The sequence below is a fragment of the Halomonas sp. 18071143 genome (genome assembly GCF_019211725.1).
GTDB classification, from domain to species: domain Bacteria; phylum Pseudomonadota; class Gammaproteobacteria; order Pseudomonadales; family Halomonadaceae; genus Vreelandella; species Vreelandella stevensii.
The window spans coordinates 3,559,018-3,585,325 of sequence record NZ_CP078120.1 but is presented as its reverse complement, the minus strand read 5'-3'; the positions used below and the strand labels follow the sequence as shown (position 1 = coordinate 3,585,325).

Genomic DNA, 26,308 nt, shown 5'->3' with positions numbered 1-26,308 from the left:
CAGGCATCAAAGCAAAAACAACCTCCATGCCACTGCCCTAAGCCCGCCTTATTCATGAGGGCGGCCTGAAAACGAAGATAGCGGATGGTATCCTCTTGAAAAATCAGTGTGTTCCGCCAAGAACCTGATCCAAGGGAGCCATCCGCTATGGGTGAAAGCCTATCCACCTGGACGCCCTCGTGCAACGGCTCTGTCCGTGTCGAGCTGAGCAGCCACCGCACCACCAGCGACAGTGGCGCTCTGCTGCTGCGTGAAGCCCTCGACAACAGCGGCGTGATCGAGGCGCTGGAAGACAATCTGGTCGACCTCCGCCACCCGCTACGCATCCGCCACTCGCTGGCCAGTCAGCTGCGCACCCTGGTGCTGCAACGGGCGATGGGCTGGATCGACCTGAGCGACACTGACACGTTGCGCCGTGATCCGCTCTGGCAGCTGGCCTGCAGCGATGCACGGGGGATGACGCCCCTGGCCCAGGAGCGGCCGTCTCAAGCCACGCTGTCGCGGCTGCTGAGCTGCCTTGGCCGCAACGACAACATCGATGCCGTGCATGAAGGCCTGCTGCGGCTGGTGGTCTGGCGCCTGACCTCGCTGAAGAACGGTGAGCGTCCCAAGCAGCTGACGCTGGACATCGACGGCCTGCCGATCGAGGTGCATGGCCACCAGGGCGGGTCGGCCTATCATGGGCTGTACGGGACCCGCATCTACTCGCCGCTGGTCGCCTCGCTGGCCGAAACGGGCGACATGGTGGGCGGCCTGCTGCGCGAGGGCAACGCAGGCCCGGCCGAGAACGCCGACACCTGGATTCCGCATCTGGTGCGGCGACTCAACGAGAGCACCGGCGCTCAGGTACGGGTACGCATCGACGCCGGTTTCACCGACAACGCGACGCTGGAGGCCCTGGAAGATCGCGACATCGAGTACCTGGGCCGGCTGCGCAGCCACAAGGGCCTGCAGAAACTGGCGGCACCGCTCCTGAAGAGGCCGCCAGGCCGCCCACCGGAGCAGCCTCGCGAGTGGTGCCACGACATGGAGTACCAGGCCGGTTCCTGGCCGGTACCGCGTCGCGTCGTGCTGGTGGTGCAGGAGCGCCCCGATGATCTGCTGCTGCATGCTTTTTCCTCGTCACCAACCTCGGCAAGTTCGATTGGCCGCCGGAGAAGATCCTGGCGCTCTACCGCAAGCGCGGCAGTGCCGAGGCCCACATGGGCGAGGTGAAGTCAGCGCTCAACGTACACCTCTCATCGACCGATCGCGGCGCCTCCACCGTTCAGAGCGTGATGGCACGCAACGAGGTGAGCCTGCTGCTCAGCCTCTACGCCTACCAGCTCTTGCATGGTCTGCGCTGCCTGCTGGAGCGGCAGACCCGACAAGGCTGGAGCCTGAGCCGGATGCGCGAGCAGGTGCACAAGGTGGCCGCCACGCTGAGGCTGCACGCTCGGCGCATCACCGTTCATCTGGGTGCCGCCGCCGACAAGTGGTGGCCGACGCTGCTGAAGGGGCTGCCGAGACTGACGGCGCTGAGTTGACGCACTGGCGAGACGACTTCAGCACCTGGAATCGAGCGACCGGAGCGCCGGTCGGCGATCACGGCTGCTTGGACGGCCGCAATTGATTACCAAGAGCTATAAGAAAGCGGGAAAGGGTCTGCATTCTGGCATTACTCAACGACCATTCGCGCTGAAGAAGCCAATCTTGATGAGCGATGCCGCCAGCCAGCACTTTCAGACCACCCGATCAGCGCCCTCGTGAATGAGGCGGGGTCATCAGTGGCCTGCTGCTGAGGGCACGCCCTGTTACCCAGCGTTGGTAGGTGTGCAGCCGATGTAGCCATGGCTAGGTAGGAACTTGTGGCCATCATGCTATTAGCCGTTATACCCATACCGCAAACAGCAAGGGCGCTTCACAAGAAGCGCCCTCATAGTCACGTTAGCGAAGATGCGTGAATTAAAACTCGACGGTCGCCGACAGCTTGAAGGTGCGCGGTTCGCCTTGAACCAGGTAGTTCGCAAAGGAGGTCGAGGCGCCGGACCAGTAGTTTTCGTCGGTCACGTTGTCGATGCCTGCGCGCCATACCCAGTCAGCGCCACCCAGCGGGGTGGTGTGGCGCAGGCCCAGATCAAGGCGTGTCCAGGAGTCCAGCTGCAGGTCGTTGGCGACATCGGCGTACTGGGAGCCCGTGTGCAGGACACGACCCGTGGCCGTGAGGCGTTCGATGAAGGGCGTGTCCCATTCGCCACCGAACACAAACCGGTACTCAGGCACGCCCGTGGCGTCGTTTCCTTCGTTGCCATCCTGGGTTTTGGTGAGTTTGGCGTCTATCCAGGTCGCGCTGCTGAACAGGCGCACTCCGGGGGTAGGCTCGCCGTAAAGGCTTAGTTCCAGGCCGCGATTGCGCTGCTCGTTATCCAGGTTGCCGACGCCATCGACGACCGCAGCCGAGGGCAGCTCGATCTGGAACAGGCTGATGCCACCGCCCAGGTTGCCGTAGTCGAACTTGGCGCCCACTTCGTGCTGCTCGGCACGGGCAATGCCCAGGTGCTGGCCAAAGTTCATCGCGGTGGTATCGGTGACCGTGCCGCCATCCTGCAAGGCTTCGACGTAGTTGGCGTAGAGCGAGACATTCTCCGTGGTCTTGAACACCGCGCCCACGGCGGGGGTGACCCGACGGTCGGCATAGCGGTTGTTGCTATCGGCATTGAGGCGTTCGTCGATTTCGAGCTCCTGATAGCGTGCGCCCAGTGTCAGCAGCAGCCGGTCATCGATGAAGCCCAGTGTATCGCTCAGCGTGACCCCTTGGGAGCGGGTGCGCGTTACGCTACCCCCCATGAACGGCGTGCCCTCCGGGCGGGATAACTCGACCGGGTTGTAGATGTTGGTGGTGCCTGCCGCTAGGAAGCTCCAGTCGGTGTCGAACTTGCGATAGGCGCTGGAGTAGCCAACGGTGATGTCATGGCTGACCGGGCCGGTCAGCGCATAGCCACGCAGCCCCGCCTGGCTGGCGATGTTGTCGATGTGGTTGCTGGTTTCGAAGTCGTTGACGCTGGCGTTGCCCGCGTCATCGGTCAGGGTTGGAGTTGCCGATACGATGCCTTCGAGCGTGCGGTTACCGCCCAGGGCCGCGAACGCGGTCCAGGAGTCGGTGAGGTCATATTCGCCGCGGACCATGCCGAAATTGGTTTCCAGTGCGGTTCCACCGAACGAGGGGGTGTAGTTCATTGATGAGTCCGGCGCCGCGGGCACCTGGGTGGCCGCGCCGGTGTTGACGCTGGAACGGCCATTATCCAGGGTGAGCTTTTGATGGCCGACATCGAGCAGTATCCGGCCTTGTTCGCCACGGTAGTCGAGCCCCACGACGGCGGAGGTATCGCGCTGGTTTTCGTCATCGATGGCGGTGTCACCCCGGCCGCGCGTGGCGCTTACCCGCGCGCCCCATTGCTGTTGATCACCATAACGCTGGCTGGCATCGACGCCCACTTCGCCGTAGCCATCGGAGCGATAGCCACTGGAGAGGTTGAGCATCGGGTCATTCCCTGCCCGCTTGGGCTCGATGTTGACGGTGCCGCCAATGCCTCCGTTCCCGCCGATGGGAATGCCCGAGGTAAAGGCACTGGCGCCTTTGAAGACTTCGACGCGCTCGGCCAGGTCGCTGTTGATGATCTGCCGTGGCAGGACTCCGTAGAGGCCGCCATAGGCCACGTCGTCACCGGTCAGGTTGAAGCCGCGCACCTTGTATGCTTCGCCGTAGATGCCAAAGCCCAGCCCTACCGATACCGAGGCATCGTTTTGCAGCGTATCGCCCAGCGTCTGGGATTGCTGGTTCTCCATCAGCTCGCGGGTATAGCTGATGACGTTGAAAGGCACGTCCATCGCGTCCCTTTCACCGATCAGGCCCACGCGGCCCCCCGCCGCGATTTGGCCACCGGCGAAGGCTGGCGGCGGCGTATCGCCATAGGTGGGGATGGTGCCCGTGACGGTGACGGTATCCAGGGATTGGGTGTCGGTACTCGTTTGTGCCCAGGTGGCCACGGGCGTCATGCCCATCGCGAGCAGGGTCATCGCGCGCAGAAGCCGTGCTTTGCGGCGCTGGGCCGCTGTGTTGGAGGTGTTCCCGAGAGGCATGGTATCGATCCAGTTTTGTGTACGGCAGCGCCTGGCGTGGGCGCCACGGCCACCTACCCGATGTGGAATCTATATGATAAACAAAATGAGAGGCATTGGCATATGCAGGTGTGATTTTTTCGTGATGCCTTGCAAAAAGTGCCTATTGACGTCTAAATGTGGTCTCTCTTTTCTGATGCTTTCGCTGCCATGTGCCACCGGTCGATGCTCTCTTTCCTGGCTCGCTGCTGTTTGATGGCCACTTGCTGGCTGCCCTTGTCGAGTGCCCACGCGCAGTGGGCCACCCTCAACTGGACCATTGCCGAAACGCTGCTGGCCATCGACGCGCCGCTGAGCGGTACCGCTCAACACAAGGGCTACCATGAGTGGGTAGGGGAGCCAGGGGTTCCCGATGGCGTTGCAGACCTGGGCCTGCGGTCGCAGCCCAACCTCGAACTCATGGCCCAGTCGCCCCCGGCGCATACGTTCATTTCACCGATGTTCGCCGGTTTGACGGAGCGGCTGGAGCGAGTGGCCCCGGTCACGTCGTTTTACCCCTATTCCCCCGGCACCCATACCTGGCAAGAGATACACACCCTCACCCGCCAGCTGGGGGAGTTGACCGACCGCCGAGAGCAGGCCGCGCAGCTCATCAGCGAAATGCAGGCGCTGCTGGAAACGCTTCGCCAACAGCGCCCCGATACGCCGCCGCTGCTGATGGTGCAGTTCATGGATGCCCGTCATGTCAGGGTGTTTGGCGACAACAGCCTCTATCACGCCGTGCTGGAGCAGATCGACTTGGCCAATGCCTGGGACCGGCCCACAAACGCTTGGGGATTTTCACTGGTAGGGATCGAAGCGCTCTACGATTACCCAGAGGCCACGCTGGTCGTGGTCGAGCCGCTGCCCGCCGGGGTCGAAGCATCACTGGCAAAAAGTGGTTTATGGCAGCACTTACCCAGCGTTAAAAACGCCACGCTATTGCGCTTACCGCCGGTATGGAGTTTTGGCGCGCTGCCTGCTGCGCAACGCTTCGCCCGGGAGCTGGTGGCTGCCCTGATGTTACGCAGTTCCTTGGAGTAAGGGGTTGTGCGGTTAAGGCTATTTTGGGGCGGGCTGGATGGTAGATCAAACACACGGCTCAAGCTGACATAAAGTCGTTCCAGCGCCTGACTAAATAGTTATGCTCGTCCATGACAGTATTCCATACAGCGATGCGGCTCATTCTTGTCTGGTAGTCTCCGCCGTCGCGAATTTCGCCTCGGTGGATCAGGTCTGATGTGCCATCGGGGCCGGGGAGGTCCTTGGCAGCAGGTTGGCCACCATACCAGAAGTCCCATTCTGCTGCGGAAAGGTGAGGGCGGGTCAGCTCGGGGGTGGAGATGTAATAGCCCTGGCGGGCCATGACGGAGCCGGGCCACCCCGAAATCCACCAGTTGAGGTAATCATAGGCGGCATCTAGCGTGCGCCCGTTCACATGTCGTGAGATGGACATACCGCCGTACCAGGCGCGATAGCCTTCTGAAGGTGCTGCCATGCGCACCTTGATATTGCGCTTTTTAAGATCCGTCATGGCGGGCGACCATAGGCTTTCGATGCCGACCCGGCCACGCACCATATCGGAAGAGGCTTGGTCCTGATTGCTCCAGAAGGCGCGAAAGTGATGCTGGCGTTTGAGGTGGATAAGGCAGTCAATCAGGCTGTCGATCTCTGCCAGATTGAGATTGCCCAGGTCTTCGAACTCGACCAAGCCGGCAGCTTTGGCTGCCAGCGCGGCGTCAATGGCGCCGATGGCGCTGTCATTTTGCAGGCTGACCATGCCTTTCCAGCGTTTATCCAGCAACCAGCTCCAGCTCTCTTGGTGGATGTCCAGTCCTTTGGGCAACATGTCGGTGCGATAACCGAAGCTGTCTACGTTGTGGCTAACAGGGAGCATGGTGATATGTCCGCTGGGGCGTGAGCCGTAGCTGCCATCGGGTTGAACATAGAGAAGGTTGACCGGATTACTGCCTGCCCCTAGGGGCGCATGGGGCGTCAATCTGCCTGTCTTGGGAAGATCGTTGATCATGTCCCAGTATTTAATGCGCTCTACTTGAATGGGTTGAATCGCGTTAGCGGGCCATACGAAGTCTACGTTGTGAAACCATTGATCATAGATATCGAAGCTGTCAGGCGTGAGCACCCCCGCTTGCTGAGCGGCTACACCATCGAGCACCTCGAAAGTGAGCCGCAAGCCCAAGTCTTCCCGAGCCCGCTTACGAATGCTTTCAAGCAGTGTGACCGAGGTGCCGAGGACTCTCAGGGTAACGGGGCCTCGCTGCACATAGGGCATGGCCAGAGGTTTGGGTGATGCAGCGTCATGCATGGAATATCCTGGGGCTTGGGTGGTGGCTAACGGCATTCATGAAGGTATTCAGCGAGTCTGTCACGCGTTTGGCGGAGATGCCATGAGTGATGAAAATTAGCTCTGAAATACGGTCATTTTGAGGCCAGGCATCCACGTGTTCGGGGGGATGAATGGTGTGCTGAACACCGTGTATGACCACTGGCCGGGTATCTCCTTTTACATGCAGCACGCCTTTGACCCGCATGATGTGGCTACCATGACGGTTGAGCAGCATCGAGAGCCAAAGGCCAAAGCACGTCCAGTCCACTTCGCCATCGAAACAGAGTCGGAATGATTGAGCACCGCCAAGATGAGCAGAGGTGTCAGGGGTTGGCGGTTTACGCCAGGGGCCAAGCCATGTTTTTACCTCCGCGTAGCTGTAGTGGTCAATATGAGGGCCGCTGCTGAAAAGCGCATCACTGGCCTGGCTCAAGGCTTCCTGCCCCAATTGCTGTGCTGCCGGGTTGATCGTGTCAATCAGGCTCTGAACCGCATCAAGCTGGGTTTGATCGACCAGGTCGATCTTGCTGATGACGAGTTTGTCGGCAGCGGCCACCTGGGATTCCCATACTGGATGGAGCTTTCGGCTGGCGGTGGCATTGAGTGCGTCGACCAGCGTGAGATTTGTACCTGGACGCAGGTGGTGACGCAGCACAGGGTCGGCAGTGATCGTGGAAGCAATGGGGCCTGGGTCGGCCAGGCCTGTGGTTTCCAGGATGATGCGTTTGAAGGGCGGTATTTCACCGTCTTGCCGTTGTGACATCAAACGCCTTAACGCATCAGAGAGCTCGCCCCGGATGGTGCAGCACACACAGCCACTGGAGAGTAGTACAGCATCCTCGGCGATGTCGCCCAGTAGGCGGTTGTCCAGGCCTACGTCGCCGAACTCGTTGATCAGCACGGCGCTATCGCCAAAGTCTTCGCTGGCCAGCACCGATTTGAGCAAGGTGGTTTTGCCACTGCCCAGAAAACCGGATATCACGTGAACCGGAAGCAGCGGCGTCTTGTCGTTCATTGATCGGCTCCTTACTGATGCAGGGCTTGGAAATTGCGTTGCGTTAGCTTAACGATGCTAGGAAATTGGCATCCAACGGATCGATATCGTTCCCGGTCATCAGTTCGGCCTGGCGCCAGATACCTCCTAGATCCTGAACCATCTCGCGCTTGCCGGTTGCGCTGGCAATCACGAAGCTGGATGCCTGAAAATCCTCAAGCACTAAACGATGCGGCTTAAGCACGCGGTTGATGAGTTCTGCTCGGTAGGCCCTGGCACGGCGGCGCTCGTAGTGCGCCTGCTCAGGATCTTCGATGTGGGTGCTCCAGTGGTTTTCACCGCCGAATACGCCGCATAGTCCGCACATAACAGTTCCTTTAACAGTGGTTCCAGCTTTCCCATGGGCCTATTGGGAGTGGATGGCGCATCTCAAGTGAGTGCTGGCGGCGAGCGCTACACTCATCAGTGCTTCATCCTCTCCGCAAGGAGCCGATAGCTGAATGCTGGTGTGTTGCTGGCTCTCGTTAATACCGCTGGGCAGCGCCATTGCAGGCGAGTCAAGTAGGCTTGCTACCATGCTTAATCGCAGCGTGGCGAGATTCACTTCAGCGAAACGCGCCGAGTCATCTGTCAGCGGGGCAAGAAGTGGAGCCGTGTGAGCCACCGTGGGGGAGAGTAGCATTGCCCCGGCGAGTTCATGGCGCAGTTGCGCTTGAAGGGCTCGGCGCTGGCGATAAAGCGTCACTATGTTGTTGGGTGTCATCTTCTGCGCACTCAATAATCGCTGCCGAACTCTTGGGTCCATCGCGTCAGCCGCGTCACTTTCCAGTAGTGCTCGGTACTCGGTGTACGCTTCTGCCGCGCCGAGCCAGCCGTGGTGTTGAATGAGGTCGAGGGTGTCGCTAACACTTCCTAGTGCTCGTCTGACCACGTGAAAGCCCGCATTGGAAAGTGTTTCGGCGCTGCGCTCGAGGTTTTGCCGCACAGCTTCTTCGATACGTTCGTCGTCCAGATAGGCGGTATCCAGTAAGATGACCGTGCGTTCGGGGTCAGCACTCGCTCGCGTGGTGGTGGCTTCTCCTCGCATAGCATCGTCGATAGCAAGGCAGTCTTCGAGGCACGTTGCGATGACGCCTATGGTGTCCAGACTGTGGGCAAGAGGAGTAACGCCTTGCCGATGATGGCGAGCCTGAGATGGGCGATAGGAGGTCAAGCCATTAAAGGCGGCAGGCACGCGCAGCGAGCCCGCCGTATCGGTGCCTATTGCCGCAGGAACGATGCCTTTGGCGACGGCTACAGCAGAGCCAGAACTGGAGCCGCCAGGCGCCCTTGGTTCTCCCGTGCCCGGCGTATGGTGGGGTGTGCCATAGTGGGGGTTCAGCCCCAGGCCTGAGTAGGCCAACTCCGTCAGGTTGGTCTTGCCCAGACAGATCATACCCGCCGCTGACGCATGGCGCACGGCTTTGGCATCGTACCGAGCGGGCTTTTCAGTGAGCACTCGGCTGCCAGCAGTCGTTACCGTCCCTGCAATATCGAACAGATCCTTCCAGGCGATAGGAACCCCGTCAAGCGGCCCTAGCGAAGCCCCTAGCGCTTGGCGACGCGCAGCAGCCTCAGCCTCGAACATGGCGCGTTCCGGAGTGATCGTTATAAAAACGGCGTCACTCTCTTTTGCCGCTGCCAAACGTTGACGTGTCAGCTCGATAGGGTCTAACTGGCCACGCCGGATGGCTTCGCCGATGGCAAAGGCAGTGCTTGGGTAATCGGTCATGATAAACAGTCCCCGAATTGGCCGACTGGCGCTCTAGTGATGGCGACAGCCCGCTTAGCGATCTTCACGCTTGAGTGCTGAGGCCGGGATATCGTCTACAGTCAGTCGCTCGAAGCGTTTCTGTTCGGTGTAGACCCAATTAAGCCCTACCGATGTGGCCAGAAAACGATCATCAAAATTGCTATCCAGTTCTTCTTGGGGGTAGCGACGCAGAATCCAGGTTTTCATCAGCAACACGTACACCACCAGCGCGGTGATGAAGCCAACGGCATAGGCGTACTGCAGGAATATCAGTGCCATGACTCCGCCGGCCAGCCAGGCGATCATGCCTGCGGGATTGAAGCCATTGAAAAACCGAAACTGGCCTGCTGGGTCGTACAGTGCGGGTACATTAAGGCGGCGGCGTCGCAAAATGTAGTAATCCGCGACCATAATCCCGCCAACGGCGGAGAGTACCGCGCCATAGTAGCTGAGGAAGGTAAACAGATTGTTCAGAATCAGCCAAGGCATGGAAGCGGTGCCGATGATGCCTGCGATGACCAGCGCAACAGGATAGCTGATGCGAGGTGCTCCGGCATTGACGAAGGTGAGGGCGGCTGGAATCAAGTTGGCGGCATTGTTGGTAGACCATTGCGCCAATATCACCATGGCTAGTAGAGCCACCATGGTGAAGCCACCCCCTCTGTCAGGATTGATGTCGTGTCCCTTGTTACACTCTCTTAAATATTCAGGGGCGTTTGGAGATCTGTATGCCTCGCTATTCCGATGAGCGACGTCAGGCCGCTGTGGCCAAGCTGTTACCGCCTTATAACCAAAGCGTAGAAGAGGTCGCTCGGCAGGAGGGGATCTCGCCAGCAACTGTTTACAAGTGGCGTAAAGAAGCCCGTGCGGAGGGACGCTGCCTGCCCGATGCAAGTGACCAGGGTACGACCGGCTGGTCGTCCCGAGACAAGTTTGCAGCGGTGGTTGAGACCGCAGCGATGAACACCGAAGACGTTGCTGCCTATTGTCGTCAACGGGGACTGTATCCCGAGCAGCTGCAACGCTGGCGTCATGACTGCGAACAAGCCGCCAGCTTGTCCCATGAGGACCGCCGTCGAGAAGCGGATGAAGCCAAGCAGCAGCGCAAGCGGATCAAAGAGCTGGAACGAGAGCTACAGCGCAAGAACACAGCACTCGCGGAGACAGCTGCACTGCTGACGCTGTCAAAAAGCACGGGCGATCTGGGGACGAGGAGTCATGATCAGCATCGAGGATCGCCAACATGCCGTAGAGCTGATTGCTGTTGCCTGCAACGAGGGCGCCACCTTGGCGGCTGCCTGTGAAGTTGTCGGGATTTCTATCCGGACTCACCAACGCTGGATGCAGGCGGGAAAGCTAACAGGCGACAAACGCCCTTTAGCCGAACGCCCAGCCCCCGCTAATGCGCTGACCCCAGAAGAAGAGGCCGAGATCTTGAGGCAATGCCACCGTGACGAGTTTGCTGCTTTACCGCCGGATCAAATTGTTATTCGGCTGATGGATGAAGAGCAGCGTTACATTGCCTCCGTATCGAGCTTTTATCGAGTGCTGCGTAAACATGGTACCAGCTGGCACACCGGGGACGCGCCAAAGCCCGCAAATCACAGCCAGCGCCGACTACACATACAGCAACCGCCCCCAACCAGGTGTGGTCCTGGGACTGCACCTGGCTTCCTGGGCCAGCCAAGGGTACCTACTACTATCTGGTGATGATCCTCGACATCTTCAGCCGTAAAGTCGTGGGCTGGGAAGCCTTTCTGGGAGTCTGCAGCTAACTCACGCCGTGTCATTGAGCGAGCCGTGCTGGCCGAAAACATGGTAGGCCAGCCTCTGGTGCTGCACGCAGATAACGGCAGCCCCTTCAAAGGCATTACCTTGCTTGAGAAGCTGAGAGATCTGCAGATCCAGCCTTCGTTCAGTCGACCGCGTGTGAGCAACGATAACGCCTTCTCCGAGGCTCTGTTCCGCACCTGCAAGTATGTGCCGAACTACCCTGTCAGTGGCTTCGCTGACCTATCAGCTGCCCAGCGTTGGGTGCACGGCTTCGTCCAGTGGTACAACTATGAGCACCGCCACAGTGCTATCCGCTTCGTGACGCCGATGCAGCGCCACACAGGAGAAGACAAAGTCATATTGGCCAAGAGACATGCCCTCAACCTTGCAGCCAGAGCTGTGCATCCTGAGCGCTGGAGTGGGGACACCCGCAACTGGCATCCTGTGACATTAGTATCGCTAAACCCAGAGCGCCGAGTAGTTAGGGAGGTAGAGAAAATAGCTGCATAAAAATCAAACAGGGCGACAGATACCTTGACAGTTACCGGCCACCCCCCTGGCCTTGAATGACGGTGATGGGGTTCCAGTCGCCTGCTGCGATAAAGGATACGCCACCAATCAACGCGACCCAGGCCTGAGTGGCAGGTAACGCCAGGAACTGCGCGACGAAGACGTTGCGATTACGGGCGAAAAAGCTGCGCTCACCTCCAGGGGTGCGTAGGAAGCGAGTCAGGTTGGGGATATCGACCGCTAGAGCTGACCAGAAAGCCATGTTGGCGAAGAATAGCGCTAAAGGCACTACTGGTTGATCGCCAACGAACGTCCAGATGTTGACGCCGTTGGTTTCGGCTAACACGTTGAGCGTGAAATACATCCATACGGAGATGGCGACGATGCATGGGGCTGCAATTGAGGCTAGTAACTCGACGGCACGGATACCGAGAGCAGTGTTCACGATCTGCACGACCGCGAAAAGTACATACCACACTATCCAGTTATCAAATCCCCATAGGTACTCGACAATCCCGTTGAGGGCCAGAGCGCCAAGATACGTTTGGACACCGAACCAGATAGCGGCCACTACCCCTCGGGAGACGGCAGGAAGATGCGTACCTTTGAGCCCAAAGGGGGCACGTAGATAAACGGCAAAAGAGAGTCCGTGTTCTGTTCCTATGTCAGCGGTGAGGCTCATGACGATGCCAAGTACAAGGTTGGCAAAGAAGATGATGGTCACGACCTGAATCAGTGGTAGGCCAGCAACACCCCCTGCGCCGAGTTGGAAGGTGGCAATGATGACGGCCATCCCTATCCATAGCCAGATGAAACCAAAGAAACCGATCGTTCGTTGATTGAGCCAGACCGGCAAGATCGAGGCTTCCAGCAAACTCTGCTGGCCGCTGTCTGGTACGGCGGATGCGTTGGTGCTTCGTGAAGATCCCATTGAGTGTTCCTCTGAATTGTTGGCAGTCAGTTTTGGAGACAATGGCGTGCTTATTTTTCATTATTTTAAAATGAAGTATGGATACAAAAGGCATTATTAGGCAAGCGAGTAACTGAAGATCTTTGGCGGAAATGCCTATTTTTGAGCTTAAATTGTTGTTTTTAAATGAATAATTTGATTGTTTATGTGTTGCGGTTGGCCCGCTCAAAAGTCAAAGCAGGAAGTGTTAAGATGTAACAATCTACATGTGCCTTTGCTTGGTTGGAGCTGAGTAAGCAGGGATTGACAATCACCAGGGAAGGATGGGTTTGTGGAGGGTGTGGTTCTGACCATTGATGATAGTTCTGACAGCGTTCAAGAAGGGCAAGTGCCTCGCTATGCCCAGATTCAAGAGTCGTTACGTGATGCCATTCTGTCTCAGCGTTTGCCGCCGAGCCTGGTGTTGCTTGAGGGCCCGCTAGCGAAGATTTATGGAACCAGTCGCGGGCCTGTGCGCAAGGCGCTTGAACTGTTGCATCAAGAAGGTGTGATCAGCCGTTTCGAGGGGCGTGGTTTTTTGGCGACGTCCGAGCCCGAAGCGGTCACGCCAGAGCGTCAGACGCTGACGCCCGACATGCTAGGTTTGACCGCAGATTACAAGTCTCAAATCGATGCCCGGCCGATCTCTGATCGTATTTATGCCGAGGTAGAGGAGGCAGTTGCTTCCTGCCTGGCCTTTGGCCATTTCCGTATCATCGAGTCGGCGCTCAGCGAATATTATGGCGTCAGCCGCACCGTTGCCCGGCAAGTGCTGGGGCGCCTTCGTAATCAGAGGCTGGTCGAAAAGGATAATTACTCCCATTGGTTGGCGGGTCCGCTGACTGCCCAGGCTGTGGCTGAAGATTTCGAAATTCGTGCGCTGCTTGAACCTGCTGCGCTTAGAGCGTCAGGACCTATGCTGGATAAAGCTGAACTAGAGGTTATGAAGGCAAATATTCAGCGTTTGATCGAGCATCCTGAGCTGCAGAATGCGGAGTCGATCACCTCTCTTGAGCAAGATCTGCATCAGAGATGTCTGCGCTATTACAGAAACCGTAAAGCTTGCGAGATGATTGCTCAGAGCCAACTACCGGTCATCGTGAATCGGATGTTTTTTCAGACGGTTGGCGTCCCTCCGAACGAGCCGCTTTTGAGGGAGCATCAGCTGGTGCTTGACCATCTTTTGTTTGGTGCTTTCGATGCTGCTGCCTCAAGCTTGCAGGCGCATCTCCAGGCGGCTGCCGAACGTACTCGGCGCCGTTTGAAGGTCTTGTCCGTTTTTCCCGAGCCAGACCTCCCGCCGTACCTGCTTAAAATTACTTGACCCTTTCTCCGCCAGCCCGTGCTGCCCTGGTCATACGCAAGATACTTGTGTTCAGAGCATTGCTGAGTAGGCTGGCATCATCTGCATAAACGTCACATGGATTCTTTAGTCAAAAAAATGCTCTTTTTTGGGGCATTCAACTATTTTCTATCCTTCCCTTCTGAATATGTTGCACCAGGCAGTCCTTTTTTCTACAAGCATTATTTGTGAATTTATAAGCATTTTTCTTATTTTTTATGGTTTTGTGGCGATTTTTGGCTTTTTTGGTGCATCTGTCAATGGTGGAGTGAGCATTTTGGGTAGTCAATAATGCCTTGTTGACATAAATGACCTTTGTGTCCAATCTGCAATTTGTGCGTTTGATGGCAGTGACCATCCGCCTGCTGCAAGCACACCATATCCAAATACCAATAATGAGGTGTTCAAAATGGCTAAAAAAGAGATTCTCTGCGCCTTCGGAGTTGACGTCGATGCCGTTGCTGGTTGGCTGGGGTCTTACGGTGGCGAGGATTCGCCCGACGACATTTCCCGTGGCTTATTTGCTGGTGAAGTGGGCGCGCCACGCCTGCTCAAGCTCTTTGAGCGTTATAACCTGAAAACGACCTGGTTCATTCCCGGCCACAGTATCGAGACCTTCCCGGAGCAGATGAAGGCCGTCGTTGATGCAGGCCACGAGGTGGGGGTACATGGCTATAGCCATGAAAATCCTATCGCGATGACACGAGAGCAAGAGCGGGACGTGCTTGATTACAACATCGACCTCGTGACCAAGCTATCGGGTAAGCGGCCAACAGGCTATGTGGCTCCGTGGTGGGAGTTTAGCCCGGTGACCAATGAACTGCTTCTCGAGCGTGGTATCAAGTATGACCACAGCTTGATGCATAATGACTTCCATCCTTACTACGTCCGTGTCGGTGACTCCTGGACCAAGATCGATTACTCCAAGCCCGCTAAGGAATGGATGAAACCGTTGGTCCGCGGTGAGGAAACCGACCTTATCGAGATTCCTGCCAACTGGTATCTCGATGACCTCCCGCCAATGATGTTCATCAAAAAGTCGCCCAACAGCCATGGTTTTGTTAGCCCGCGTCATTTAGGTGAAATGTGGCAAGACCAGTTTGATTGGGTTTACCGCGAGAACGATTACGCGGTGTTCACCATGACCATCCACCCGGATGTATCGGGCCGTCCTCAAGTGTTGATGATGCTCGAGCGACTGATTGAGTACATGCAGAGCCATGAGGGTGTGCGCTTTTGCACCTTCGATGAGATCGCTGATGACTTCGCCAAGCGCAACCCGCGTAGCTGATGCTGATAAGCATCTTCAATAAAAAACGATAATTGAAAAGAGGGTGATGTCGATGGCCGAGCCAAACTCAAGTACGACTGCCGAGGCAAGTCAGCACGCTGACGAACCCTGGAATGCAGTCATCACCAAAAAGCAGATTGGTTATGCGTCGCTGGTCTGTTTTATTGCCTGGGTGGCGTCGGTTTACGACTACACCCTGTTTGGAACATTACTTCCTGTCATTGCCGAGGATTTTGGTTGGAGTGCGGCTAAAGCCACGGCTATTAATACCTTTGCGACGATAGGTGTATTCCTGGTGTCTCTGGTCGTCGGCTTTATGCTCGATCGTTATGGTCGTAAGAAAACGCTGATTTTACTGGTCATCGGTGGGGCAGTGAGCTCTGGGCTATCGGGCGTCGCCATGGGAGCGGCTTCGATGGTGATTATCCGCGCCTTCTCGGGCTTTGCGGTTTCGGAAGAGGTCGTAAATGCTGTTTATCTCAATGAGATCTACAAGAAGGCCAAAGGTCGTGGCTTCATGTACAGCCTGGTACAGAGTGGTTGGCCCGTAGGGGCGCTGCTGGCGGCAGGTATGACCTCTCTGTTATTACCCATCGTGGGCTGGCGCGGGAGCTTCTTTGTTGCTGCTTGTGCCTCGATTATCGTTATTGTAATGGCGCTAAAGTTGCCTGAATCGCCTGTGTTTGCAGCTATTAAAGAAGTAGAGCGCCGTCGCAAGGCTGGAGATACAGCTGGCGCAGCAAAATTGGCTGCTGAGCAAGATATCGAGGTAAATACTGGCAATAATCTGGGACTAAAGGGTGTTTTTGCACCAGAGTTGCGCCGCCATACCATCTCGCTCTCATTGGTCTGGCTGTTCAGTTGGATGGCCATTCAGGTCTTCGCAGTACTGGGCACCACGGTATTGGTAGAGGCGAAAGGAGTTAGTTTTGAAAACTCTCTTTATGTGTTGATTCTGGCTAACGCAGTAGGTTTTGTGGGGTACCTCAGCCATGGCTGGATGGGGGATCGAGTGGGTCGTCGCAGTACCGTTCTGGTGGGGTTCCTGCTAGGTGGTTTGGCCAGCATCGTTATGTTGGTTGGCCCGGCAAATGACAGCTTTATCTACATGATGTATGCCATCACGCTGTTTTTCTTGCTTGGTCCTTTTGCTGCCATCTTGTTCTATATGGGCGAATCTTTCCCTGCTCACGTTCGTGGCACGGGGACTAACGTAGCCCACGTAATGGCTCCGGTAGGCGCAATTATTGGCTCTGGCTTAGTGTCCATACTATTGGCTGCGGGTGTCAGTATGACCTGGGCAGGGATTTTAGCAGGCTCTTTACCATTGGTTCTTAGTGGCTTGTTGATGTTTGGTACACGCCATGTGGATCACCTCGAAAATGATCTAATAAAGGAGGCGGTGGCATGAGTCTATTAACGCGCGACGATGGTTTGGCAGGCAAAGTGGCGATCATCTCAGGTGCCGCTAGTGGCATTGGCCAAGCTCTTGCCGTCTGCTATGCCAAGGCTGGTGTCAAGGTAGTGGCAGGCTACTATCCGAACGATCCCCATGATGTAGAGGAAACGGTGTCCGCAGTAAAAGCCATTGGCGGTGAGTGTGTGGCGGTTGCCTTGGATGTGCGAGATGCCAATCAATGCAACCACTTCGCGCAGACGGCCATCGACACCTTTGGGGCTCTGCACATCGTTGTGGCCGGTGCGGGCATTCTTCGCCAAGCACCCTTGGAGGAGCTGACTGATCAGGCATGGGACGACATGCTATCAGTCGACTTGACGGGCGTGATGCGAGTGTTCCGTAGCGCTTCAGCGTTGATGCAGGAAGGGGGCGCTATGGTGGCCATTTCTTCTATCGCAGGTGGCGTATATGGATGGGATAACCACGCCCATTATGCGGCAGCCAAAAGCGGCTTGGCCGGCTTGGTAAAATCGCTCGCGGTTGAGCTTGCTCCACGTGGTATTCGTGTGAATACCCTGATTCCAGGGTTAATAGAGACTCCTCAGTCGTTGGATCCCGTCAACTCGCTAGGGCCTGATGGCTTGGCGGCAGCTGGTAAATCGATTCCCTTAGGGCGTGTGGGATATGCCGATGAAGCTGCCCGTACCGTACGCTTTTTAAGTAGTGACGATGCAGCCTACATAACAGGTCAGCAACTGGTGGTCGATGGTGGCTTGACCGTGCGTTGGCCAAGCTAATTGGCTGCCTATGAAGCGAGGAGAGCTCCTCGCTTCTTTTATCTATTAAGCTGAGTAATCCTTATGTCTAAAAAACTTCAGGGAAAAGTTGCCCTCGTCGTGGGTAGTGCTAGCGGTATCGGCCGAGCCATCGCAGAGTGTTTTCATGCACAAGGCGCCACCATTGCCTTGGCTGACCGCAATCGTGACGCATGTGAACAAATGGCTTTACTGTTTGGAGGCAGTGCAACGCATCATCGTGTCGATGTCGCTGATGAAACTTCTGTGCAGCAGATGGTGGATGAGGTAGTACGCCATCATCAAGCTATTGATGTGCTGGTCAATTGTGCTGGTATCCTGGATGAAACGCCGTTCCTGGAGATGTCTGCCGAGACGTTCGATCACATGATCAGAATTAACCTGCGCGGTTCTTTTCTGGTGGGGCGTTATGTTGCCGCGGAGATGGTGAAACGGAAAAGCGGTCGGATCATCAATATCGCTTCCCAGTTAGCGCTCAAAGGAGGTGTGGGTTTATCTCACTACTGCTCCGCGAAAGCTGGGTTACTAGGGCTAACGAAATCGATGGCGAGAGAGTTGGCACCTTATGGGATTCTGACCAACGCCATCGCCCCAGGGCCTATTTTGACGCCGATGTTAGAGGGGCTTAGTAAAGAGTGGATTGCCAATAAAGAGGCCGAACTTCCTCTAGGTCGGTTTGGAAAAGCCGAAGAAGTCGCTCCCACGGCACTCATGCTTGCCGCCTCCCCCGATGGGGACCTCTACCTCGGGCAGACGCTGGGACCCAACAGCGGCGACGTCATGTAGCGGGCTGAGAATATACTCATGCTCACCATGATGTTTATAAAGTGGTTTTCCACCACTCTGGTAGTGGTCTGTGTATCGCTAGCCGCCGTTCGTCTGGGCCCCAAGATCGGAGGCGTGCTGGCGGGTATGCCCATAGTACTGGGGCCTGGCTACTTTTTGATGATTCAGGAGCAATCTGAACAATTTGTGGCTAATGCGTCGCTTGGCTCTTTACAAGCGATGCTGGCGACATTGATGTTCTGCCTTGGCTACGTTCTTCTTGCTCCTCGCTTGGGGGCTTTATTGAGTGTCATTTTGTCTGGTTTTGTTTGGCTGTTAACGGCATTGATGGCTAATCACCTGCCAGGCGGCATCTTTCTGGCATTGACACTGTTTGGACTGATGCTGTTTTTCTCACAGTGGTACATAAAGTCTATCGACCTTTCTACCCAAATTGTTTCAGCTCCAGTGTTCTTTCGGGATCTATTGGTGCGTGGTGTGCTGGCAGGAGGGATTGTCTGTGTAGTAACGGCACTATTAGTTGACTTCGACCCTGTTGTTTCTGGTGTTGTATTAAGTTTTCCTATAGGTATGTTGACGATAGCACTAACACTTCATAAGCGATATGGCGTTGAAATGGCACGCGCTACGTTGGCAAATACACAGGTTGGAATGATTAGCCTGGTGGCTTTCAGCGCAGCTTTGAGTGTTGGTGTGCAAGTTTTGCATCCTTTGGCGGCTTTCTCTGTCTCGCTGATGTTGTCAGTGTTGGTGAGCGCCTGCTTGTGCGCTTATATGTCGAAATCGAGAAAGATAGAGTAGTTCATAATCGTTGCTCAATGAGCATGCTTAAAAACTAAGTATCGGTAAAGCCTTATCCCTCCCCAAAAGGCACCACATGCTCCACAAAGCGGCGCACCTTGGCGAGTTCTCCCAGGTGTTCGGGGTAGACGAGGTAGTAAGCGTTGCGGCTGAGCAGTTGGTAGGGCCATGCCAGGGCGAGCCGTTGGCTCTCCAGCTCTTCATCCACGGTGAAGTGGGGCACCAGTGCCACGCCGCCGCCTGCCATGGCGGTTCTGACCAGCATGGGGAAGGTTTCGAAACGGGTGCCGTGGTAGCTGCGCTCGGTCATGACGTGCTGGCTGGCAAACCAGTGGTGCCAGGCATCCGGGCGGGTCGAAAGGTGCAGCAGCGGCCGCTGGGTCAAATCGTCGAGTGAATGAATGGGGTGCTGGGCCAGCCAGGTCGGGGAGGCGACGGCGACCATGAGGTCGTCGGCCAGCTTGTGGCAGGCCAGATTGGGCCAGCTGCCGTGCCCATACAAGAGGGCAATGTCGATGTTCTCCTGCTCCAGGTCGAAATCCTCGACGCGGTCGTGAAACGCCAGGCTGATGTTTGGATGCGCCGCCATGAACGAGGGCAGCTTGTTGGCCAGCCAGCGGCTGCCGAAGCTGGGCAGGGTGGCGATGTTGAGCACTTCGCTGTGGCCGCTGTACGTCATGATGGCCTGGGTGGACATCTCGATCTGGGTCAGCACCTTGCGCACATCGCTCAGGAAAATCGCCCCTTCGGGGGTCAGCAGCAGGCTGCGGCGTACCCGGCGAAACAGCTTGTGCTCCAGGGTGGTTTCCAGCTGTGCCACCTGTTTACTGACCGCACTCTGGGTCAGGTTCAGCTCATCGGCGGCCCGGGTGAAGCTCATGTGGCGGGCGGCCGCTTCGAAGCACTGCATGGCGGTGATGGAAGGAAGGTTGCGCATGGTGAACGCGGGCGCTCCTGGGCAAGCGTCACTCGGCGGAATGACGGTAAGGAATCCCACCCTACCAAAGGGCTCCCTTGGGCGCCATGCTATTGCGCATCCAGTGCTCGCCGCTCTTTATAAAAGCCTTTACGCATTCCTTTTTGGCATGCATTGAGTGCTTTTTTTCGTTTGTGGTTCGCTCCCCGAGTCGGTTTGATAGAACGCAGCGCAAGCACGTGTCATGAAGAGGCCATGAGGCTGGCGACGCGTGCCGTTCTTTATCGACCCCAGAGAGCCACAACATGTCCTTTATCACTACTGATGCAATACGCGACCGTTTTTCCAAGGCGATGTCGGCCATGTATCAAGCGGAAGTGCCGCAGTACGGTGCGCTGCTGGAACTGGTCGAGCGGGTGAACCAGGAAACCCTTCAGCAGCAGCCAGCGCTGCACCGGCGCCTGGAAGCTCAGGGCGAGCTGGCCCGGCTGAGCGTTGAGCGCCACGGGGCGATCCGGGTGGGCACCGAGGGCGAGCTTGCCATGTTGCGCCGGTTGTTTGCGGTCATGGGCATGTTCCCGGTGGGGTATTACGACCTCTCGGAAGCGGGCGTGCCGGTGCACTCTACAGCGTTTCGGCCCATCGAAGACGAAGCCCTCGCGCTGAACCCTTTCCGAGTCTTTACCTCTTTACTGCGCCTGGAGCTGATCGAGAGCGAGACGCTGCGCCAGCGCGCCGAGGAGATTCTGGCCCAGCGGGATATCTTTACCCCAGCGGTGCGGGCGCTCATCCAGCGCCACGAAACCCAGGGCGGGTTGTCCAGTGAAGAAGCCGACCAGTTCGTCAGCGAGGCGCTGGAAACCTTCCGCTGGCACCAGGAAGCGACCGTCGACCTGGAAACCTACCAGGCGCTGCACGACGAGCATCGCCTGATTGCCGATGTGGTGTGTTTCAAGGGGCCGCACATCAACCACCTGACGCCCAGAACCCTGGACATCGACGAAGCACAGCGTCGTATGCCGAGCATGGGCATGAACCCCAAGGCGGTGATCGAAGGGCCGCCCCGTCGGGAGTGCCCCATGTTGCTGCGCCAAACCAGCTTTCGGGCGCTGGAGGAGTCGATTCGTTTCGCCGGGGAGGCCCAGGGCACGCATACGGCGCGCTTTGGCGAAATCGAGCAGCGCGGCATGGCGCTGACCCCTAAAGGGCGGGCGCTTTATGATGAGCTGTTGAACCAAGGGCGTGCCCAGACCGCTGGCCTGGACAATGACGCCCATCAGGCCATTATGGAGCGCGTGTTCGCCGCGTTTCCGGACCACCACGAGGCGATTCGCACCGAGCAGCTGGCCTACTTCCACTACCACCTGACCGACGCCGGGCAGGCAGCCAAGGGCCGCGCCGAGCACGCCGACCTGGCAACGCTGCTGGCCCAGGGGTGGGTCGAGGCCCAGCCGATCACCTATGAAGATTTTCTGCCCGTCAGTGCCGCCGGTATTTTCCAATCCAACCTGGGCGGCAGCGAAAACGGCGCTTACGCCGGTAACGCAAACCGCGACGCCTTCGAAGCTGCCCTGGGCGCCCCGGTGCAGGATGAGCTGGCGCTGTATGCCGAACGCGAACAGCGCTCGAAAGAGGCCGTGATGGCGTGGCTGGGTGGGGAGGGCTGACAGGGGGTGTAGAGAAGATTGGATTCACCCATTTATCGACTGGCCGCAAGATGAAGGAAGGGCGCCATCAAAAGCACACGGTCGGCGGCTACCTCGACCGTGCCTCCGACGCACCGCCTGGAACTGCGGTCATCTGGCGAGGTTTTTCCCGACTCTCCGATCTCGTTGAAGGCGCCCGGATTGCCAAATATTCAGCATCAAACATTTATGGGTAACTGCAAGGTTATTGGACCGCTTACCAAACCAGTGGCTTTATCAGGCGGTGCCCCCACCGTCTCAATAAAGAATTGCGCAAGCTGCCCGCCGAGTTTGTTGCGGCGGCGAAGCAGGTCGGAGCTGCGGTGGTGAGCGGTGTCAGCCTGTTCGTCTTTCAAGGCGTCGACGCCTTCAAGTTTTTTTGTGAAGATGACGTCAAACGCGAGGCAGCAGCGCAACAATCGGCCACGCTATTTGCCCACTATCGCCGCCAACTGCTGAAGGAGAATGATACATGAGCCAGGCTAAAGTGCTTGTCCTGCATGGGCCCAACCTGAATTTGCTGGGCACCCGGCAGCCGGAAATCTACGGCTACGAGACGCTGGAAGACGTCAATAACGCGCTGCGTGAAAAAGCGGTCATGGCGGGATGGACGCTGAACTGCCTGCAAAGCAACCATGAGGGCGCCCTGATCGATGCCATTCACGCTGCACGCCTCGATGGCACCCAGGCGATCATTATCAACCCCGCCGCTTACACCCATACCTCTGTGGCTATCCTGGATGCTCTGAATGCTTTCGAGGGTACGGTGATTGAAGTGCACATTTCCAATGTGCACAAACGTGAGCGCTTTCGCCACCACTCCTATGTCTCACTGCGGGCCGATGGGGTGATTGCCGGGCTGGGCACACAGGGCTACCAAGCGGCCCTGGACGCGGTGATGAAAGCTGCCGATCAGTAACACTCGCAGGAGTCATATCGTGCTTTGATGACGAGCCGCTTCCTGCAAGGGCGGCTCTGACCTTCACGAAGAGCAATTCATTGGCACTCTCAAAAAGCCAGCTAGGGGGTAAGGCTGACCAGCCAGAGAATGAGGCTAAGGGTAAAAAAGGAAGCCACCGTGGCTACCAGCATGGCCACAGTACTGCCCCCCTTAGGGAAACGCTGCATAAATCCCGCCGGAGCTGCCTCATGGCCACCGACGAGGTAAAATCTGACCTGTCGTCCAACACCCGCTGACAGAGCCACTCCGATGAAACAGATCTCATTCGCCCAGGTTGAGCACCAGAACAAGAAGAAGGTCACCCGCCGCGAGCGGTTTCTTGCCAGGGTGGAGGAGCTGGTGCCGTGGCAACGGCTGATTGCAGCACTGTCGCCGTCCTACTTCCCGAAGTCAGCGGGCAAGCGAGGCCGACCACCCATTGGCCTGGAGCGCATGCTGCGCATTTACTTCCTGCAGCAGTGGTATGCCCTAGCCGATGAAGCAGACCCGGAAGGGTAAGCAGTATTACTTCGGCATGAAGGCCCATATCGGTGTCGATGCGGTCACCGGACTGGCCCACAGTGTCGCCGCCAGGCGCAGCACTATCAAGAAGATGGAAGACAGTCCCATGAAAGCGCTGCTGCTGGAATTCGAGAAGGCTAAGGCCAGCATCCGCGCCAAGGTCGAGCACCCATTTCATGTCATCAAGAACCTCTTCGGCTACCGGAAGGTTCGCTACAAGGGGCTGGCCAGGAACCAGGCACAGCTGTTCACCCTGTTCGCCCTCGGCAATTTGGTGCTGGCTGGACGATGCCAGGGCCATGCTGACGGGGCCAGTGTGTCTTGAATCTGGCCTGGCAGCCGGATAACCCGGCTGCCAGGGTAAAAAGGCCACCTTCAGTGGCCAGAAAGTGACCGTTGACGCGGTGAGTGTGCCGCCCTGAGTGTTTTAGACGCTCAGAGACGAATTGATCAGCGGTTCCCCAGGGCGGCGGGCCAGCCTCGTGGGAGGCGGCCGGATTCCAGGTCACCAGTTCCCCCGCGACGCTGCCCTTGAGGTCGACGCGCTGCCCGGGATAGCGGCCGTAGCGGCAACGCCAGCCTCTGTGCCAGGCGTGGCAGGCGATCCGGAAGACGCCGATCGCCCGACTGCCGGGGAAGCAGACCGGCACGCTGTCGCCGCGGCGTCGCTCCACCTCGACCAGGGTCGGCCAGAAGTCCTGGCCCCGGGCGGCGATGATCAGGTCGGAGGCATCGAGCCGCTCGGCCAGCCACAGGGCCGGACCGCTGCCGTTGTCGGCCAGTACTATCACCAGGTCGGCCTGGTCGCGGGCTTCCCGGCTGGCGCGCTCGATGGCGCGGTACCAGTCGCCCAAGTTTCGGGATTCGTCCGCGGCGTGGGGATCGCTGGCACCGATCACAGCCAGGCGCGCGCCGCCGCGTTCGAACCGCGTGAAGGGCGCGACCAGCCCCTCGGGGTTCCGGGCCTCGTCCAGGCAGCCGACCACCGGTCGCGCGAAGCGCCGATAGAGGCCGGCGCCCTGCGGAGCCGGAGTGGCGGGGGGCGGCGTGGGTTGGTCCCGGGGAGAGTCTGTCATTTGTTCTGTGACCTCGAGTGTTCGCCCTGCCCTGGGGGGGGCGGTGGCGACGCCCGTGACGCGCAAGATTCAGGGAGCGGAATGGCAGGGGCATGCCGGACGGGGGCTCCGGCAGTACAGGAGGCATCGAACGGGAGACACGGGCGGGATCAGAAGCTACCCGAGGTGCTCGCCGTAGAGCCGGGGGCCCCGGTTTCCAGGAGGTTGTTATCTCGGGGTTGCCAGACCAGCTGGCTATTCGGGGAGGTCTCGCTGCGCTTGATGCACTTCCACTCGATGCTGGCATCGGCCGGCATATCGAGGGTGGCTTCCCAGGTCGGGTAGTTGTCCGGCTCGAGCTTGAGTGCGTCGGCGGGCGACCAGTTGCCCAGTTCGTCGCTGTCGCCGGTCACATAGACGCTCTGGCCCCAGTCGGTGGTACCGTTGGCACAGCTGAACGAGACCTCGACGACATCTTCGGACTCTTCGGGCGGGGGCGGAGGCGGCGTGCCACAGGCGGCGCCGATATGCAGTGCCGCGGCCTCCATGGGGGGGACGGTCAGCGAGACTTGGCCGCCCTGGACGCTGACACAGCTGCCGTCTCCGGCGATGTTGCGATACTCTCCATCAGGAAGCGTGGTGGTGAAGGTGCGCGAGAGGGGCGAGCCTTCCCGGTTGATGGCGACAAAGCCTCTGTCGCTGCGGTTGAAGGCGATCTGGTTGTTGCCGTTGTCCCACCAGTCGGAGACCCCGCTGCCATCGGTCACGTTGCGGAATTCCACCATGTTGGCAATGGAGTCCCAGCGGTGTTCGCAGACCCAGGCGTCGCCGCAGTTCGCCTCGCCGTTCTGGTACACGGTCTGGGCGGGGGGGCCCTGATCCGAGTCGGAGAAGCTGAAGCTGGACATCACCTTCGGGTACCCATAGGGCCACGCCAGCATAAAGACGTTGGCGAGGTTGTACACGCTACCGTCGTTGTAGGTCAGGATATTGCTGCCGCCTGCCCCATGGCCTCGCTGGTTATCGTGGTTATCGGTGAATACCACGGCCTTATCACTAGCCATGAATCCCCAGGCCTCGCCAAACTGACTCAGGTTGGCCAGCCGCTGGTTGCGGAAGACATCGCCGATCGCGGCGCTGTAGCGAAACTCCGTGACGTCGGAAATATGGGTGTATTCCCCTACGTTTACCGCCTCGTTCCCCACGTCGATCACTTCCTGAAACACATAGAGCGGATCGTTGACCCGCAATAGGATGGCCTCGATATCAGATGGCTCCATATGCTTGGCGGCATCGATGCGCAGGCCTCTCACGCCGAGGGAGGTCAAGTGGTTGAGGTAGCCGGCGAGGGTGTTCCGAACATATTCATCCCCGGTAGCCAGATCCGGTAGCCCCACCAGCCGGCAATTCCGCACCCGCCATGCATCGTTACCGTAGTCTTCCGGTTGAATATCGCAATGGGGGTGAAAGTCGTTGCTGCTGTAGTCGGGGTAATCTAGGGAAGTGGAGTTATAGGGCGAGCCGGCGGTACCCGTGCCGCTCCCGGCGGCAGCCGTGTGGTTGATCACCGCATCGACATAGATATCCACGCCGACGGCATTACAGCGCTGCACCATGTTGGCAAACTCATTGGCATCGCCACTGCGACTCTGCAATTGATAGCTGACCGGCTGATAGCGGGTCCACCATTCGTCGCCCTGAATATGCTCCTGGGGCGGCGATACCTGCACGGCACTGAAGCCCTTCGGGCCGAGGAAGTTCTCACACTCCTGGGCCACATCGCTCCATTTCCATTCGAATAGATGCACGAAAGCGCCCGCATGGGCCTGCTGGGTGGGTAACATCGTGGCCGCGCCGAGGGCGACTACGCCAAGGGCGGCGCCGGCAAGAGACCGATGCAAAGAGGTCATTATTTACTCCTTGTTTGCGCTTTATTGTTTGTGTTTTAGTGCGTCCCTCTTCCTCGGATAAAGGCAGTTTATTGCTATTTTTCTTGGCCGAGGAATTGGCAATATGCATCGTGACCCCCTCGCCTATAACACCCCTGGGGAGTAAAAAAGGGGCGTAGTCTCAAGGAGGATAGGGGGCGTATGGCATGCAGCCCAGTGGCTCAATGTACTCTCCTATTTCATCATGCTGATCGCCCCCTGTTGGTGACATCATTGAAGCAGAGCACTTCTTGCTGCCTCGCATAAACATCCGTCCATTCTGGTGTGAGCACCTGGGGTTCGCTAACAATCGCCCGGCATTTATG

20 protein-coding genes and 3 pseudogenes are annotated in these 26,308 nt (G+C 57.9%); 13 read left to right on the top strand and 10 right to left on the bottom strand.

Annotation, left to right across the window (positions count from 1 at the left end):
* Positions 1-108 precede the first annotated feature (108 nt).
* A pseudogene (locus KVY02_RS16785) lies at positions 109-1,526 on the top strand (IS1380 family transposase).
* 418 nt (positions 1,527-1,944) lie between these two features.
* Here KVY02_RS16785 and KVY02_RS16780 read toward each other — a convergent pair.
* Positions 1,945-4,119 (bottom strand): TonB-dependent receptor, encoded by a 2,175-nt coding sequence (locus KVY02_RS16780; RefSeq protein WP_081194424.1) that lies wholly within the window; start codon positions 4,117-4,119, stop codon positions 1,945-1,947.
* A 156-nt stretch (positions 4,120-4,275) separates the two neighbouring features.
* Here KVY02_RS16780 and KVY02_RS16775 point away from each other — a divergent pair, with 156 nt between their 5' ends.
* A complete protein-coding gene (locus tag KVY02_RS16775; RefSeq protein WP_371317387.1) occupies positions 4,276-5,181 on the top strand; it encodes an iron-siderophore ABC transporter substrate-binding protein in 906 nt (301 codons plus the stop codon).
* Positions 5,182-5,239: 58 nt separating this feature from the next.
* On the opposite strand, the gene KVY02_RS16770 is transcribed toward KVY02_RS16775, so the two are convergent.
* Genes KVY02_RS16770 through KVY02_RS16750 form a run of 5 tightly spaced genes read right to left on the bottom strand, consistent with a single transcriptional unit; the run spans position 5,240 to position 9,915 of the window.
* Complete coding sequence (locus KVY02_RS16770; RefSeq protein ID WP_218313979.1) at positions 5,240-6,463, bottom strand: ABC transporter substrate-binding protein; 1,224 nt, start codon at positions 6,461-6,463, stop codon at positions 5,240-5,242.
* A complete protein-coding gene (locus tag KVY02_RS16765; protein WP_218313978.1) occupies positions 6,456-7,499 on the bottom strand; it encodes a CobW family GTP-binding protein in 1,044 nt (347 codons plus the stop codon). Before KVY02_RS16765 ends, KVY02_RS16770 begins: the two co-directional genes overlap by 8 nt.
* 43 nt (positions 7,500-7,542) lie before the next feature.
* Positions 7,543-7,845 carry a hypothetical protein gene (locus KVY02_RS16760; protein ID WP_218313977.1) on the bottom strand — a complete coding sequence of 101 codons (303 nt, stop codon included), beginning with the start codon at positions 7,843-7,845 and terminating at the stop codon, positions 7,543-7,545.
* 39 nt (positions 7,846-7,884) lie between these two features.
* Positions 7,885-9,249 (bottom strand): amidase family protein, encoded by a 1,365-nt coding sequence (locus KVY02_RS16755; protein WP_218313976.1) that lies wholly within the window; start codon positions 9,247-9,249, stop codon positions 7,885-7,887.
* Between the two features lie 54 nt (positions 9,250-9,303).
* On the bottom strand, positions 9,304-9,915 hold the full coding sequence (locus KVY02_RS16750; RefSeq protein ID WP_218313975.1) for a cytosine permease: 612 nt from the start codon (positions 9,913-9,915) through the stop codon (positions 9,304-9,306).
* A gap of 83 nt (positions 9,916-9,998) precedes the next feature.
* Here KVY02_RS16750 and KVY02_RS16745 point away from each other — a divergent pair.
* Positions 9,999-11,553: pseudogene (locus KVY02_RS16745) on the top strand (IS3 family transposase).
* A 31-nt stretch (positions 11,554-11,584) separates the two neighbouring features.
* Here KVY02_RS16745 and KVY02_RS16740 read toward each other — a convergent pair.
* Positions 11,585-12,484 (bottom strand): cytosine permease, encoded by a 900-nt coding sequence (locus tag KVY02_RS16740; protein WP_256357530.1) that lies wholly within the window; start codon positions 12,482-12,484, stop codon positions 11,585-11,587.
* Positions 12,485-12,803: 319 nt separating this feature from the next.
* On the opposite strand from KVY02_RS16740, the gene KVY02_RS16735 reads away from it, so the two are divergent.
* The 6 genes from KVY02_RS16735 to KVY02_RS16710 all read left to right on the top strand — a co-directional run bounded on the left by KVY02_RS16735 (position 12,804) and on the right by KVY02_RS16710 (position 18,936).
* Positions 12,804-13,826, top strand: coding sequence for a GntR family transcriptional regulator (locus KVY02_RS16735; RefSeq protein WP_218313974.1), 1,023 nt, complete (start codon positions 12,804-12,806; stop codon positions 13,824-13,826).
* Between the two features lie 427 nt (positions 13,827-14,253).
* Positions 14,254-15,135: a polysaccharide deacetylase family protein gene (locus tag KVY02_RS16730; protein WP_218313973.1), complete on the top strand. Its 882-nt coding sequence runs from the start codon at positions 14,254-14,256 to the stop codon at positions 15,133-15,135.
* A gap of 46 nt (positions 15,136-15,181) precedes the next feature.
* Entirely contained in the window at positions 15,182-16,546 is a 1,365-nt protein-coding gene (locus KVY02_RS16725; protein WP_218313972.1) for an MFS transporter, read from the top strand.
* Complete coding sequence (locus tag KVY02_RS16720; protein ID WP_218313971.1) at positions 16,543-17,331, top strand: SDR family NAD(P)-dependent oxidoreductase; 789 nt, start codon at positions 16,543-16,545, stop codon at positions 17,329-17,331. The genes KVY02_RS16725 and KVY02_RS16720 overlap by 4 nt, the downstream gene beginning before the upstream one ends.
* A 63-nt stretch (positions 17,332-17,394) precedes the next feature.
* Entirely contained in the window at positions 17,395-18,135 is a 741-nt protein-coding gene (locus tag KVY02_RS16715) for an SDR family NAD(P)-dependent oxidoreductase (RefSeq protein ID WP_218313970.1), read from the top strand.
* 18 nt (positions 18,136-18,153) lie between these two features.
* Positions 18,154-18,936, top strand: a complete 783-nt coding sequence (locus tag KVY02_RS16710; protein ID WP_218313969.1) for a hypothetical protein — start codon at positions 18,154-18,156, stop codon at positions 18,934-18,936.
* Between the two features lie 52 nt (positions 18,937-18,988).
* Here the strand turns inward: KVY02_RS16710 and KVY02_RS16705 are convergent, their stop codons facing one another.
* Positions 18,989-19,873 carry a LysR substrate-binding domain-containing protein gene (locus KVY02_RS16705; protein ID WP_218313968.1) on the bottom strand — a complete coding sequence of 295 codons (885 nt, stop codon included), beginning with the start codon at positions 19,871-19,873 and terminating at the stop codon, positions 18,989-18,991.
* Positions 19,874-20,157: 284 nt separating this feature from the next.
* Here KVY02_RS16705 and KVY02_RS16700 point away from each other — a divergent pair, with 284 nt between their 5' ends.
* The 4 genes and pseudogenes from KVY02_RS16700 to KVY02_RS16685 all read left to right on the top strand — a co-directional run bounded on the left by KVY02_RS16700 (position 20,158) and on the right by KVY02_RS16685 (position 23,324).
* On the top strand, positions 20,158-21,519 hold the full coding sequence (locus KVY02_RS16700; RefSeq protein WP_218313967.1) for a 2-oxoadipate dioxygenase/decarboxylase HglS: 1,362 nt from the start codon (positions 20,158-20,160) through the stop codon (positions 21,517-21,519).
* Positions 21,520-21,806: 287 nt separating this feature from the next.
* Positions 21,807-22,013 (top strand): hypothetical protein, encoded by a 207-nt coding sequence (locus tag KVY02_RS16695; RefSeq protein ID WP_198517496.1) that lies wholly within the window; start codon positions 21,807-21,809, stop codon positions 22,011-22,013.
* Positions 22,010-22,456 (top strand): type II 3-dehydroquinate dehydratase, encoded by a 447-nt coding sequence (gene aroQ / locus KVY02_RS16690; RefSeq protein WP_016915326.1) that lies wholly within the window; start codon positions 22,010-22,012, stop codon positions 22,454-22,456. The genes KVY02_RS16695 and aroQ overlap by 4 nt, the downstream gene beginning before the upstream one ends.
* A 291-nt stretch (positions 22,457-22,747) precedes the next feature.
* Positions 22,748-23,324, top strand: a pseudogene (locus KVY02_RS16685) (transposase).
* On the opposite strand, the gene KVY02_RS16680 reads toward KVY02_RS16685, so the two are convergent.
* Both KVY02_RS16680 and KVY02_RS16675 read right to left on the bottom strand, forming a co-directional pair.
* Positions 23,248-24,075, bottom strand: coding sequence for a hypothetical protein (locus KVY02_RS16680; RefSeq protein ID WP_157808963.1), 828 nt, complete (start codon positions 24,073-24,075; stop codon positions 23,248-23,250). The pseudogene KVY02_RS16685 and the gene KVY02_RS16680 sit on opposite strands and share 77 nt — an antisense overlap.
* 149 nt (positions 24,076-24,224) lie before the next feature.
* On the bottom strand, positions 24,225-25,964 hold the full coding sequence (locus tag KVY02_RS16675) for a carbohydrate-binding module family 20 domain-containing protein (protein ID WP_218313966.1): 1,740 nt from the start codon (positions 25,962-25,964) through the stop codon (positions 24,225-24,227).
* Positions 25,965-26,308 lie beyond the last annotated feature (344 nt).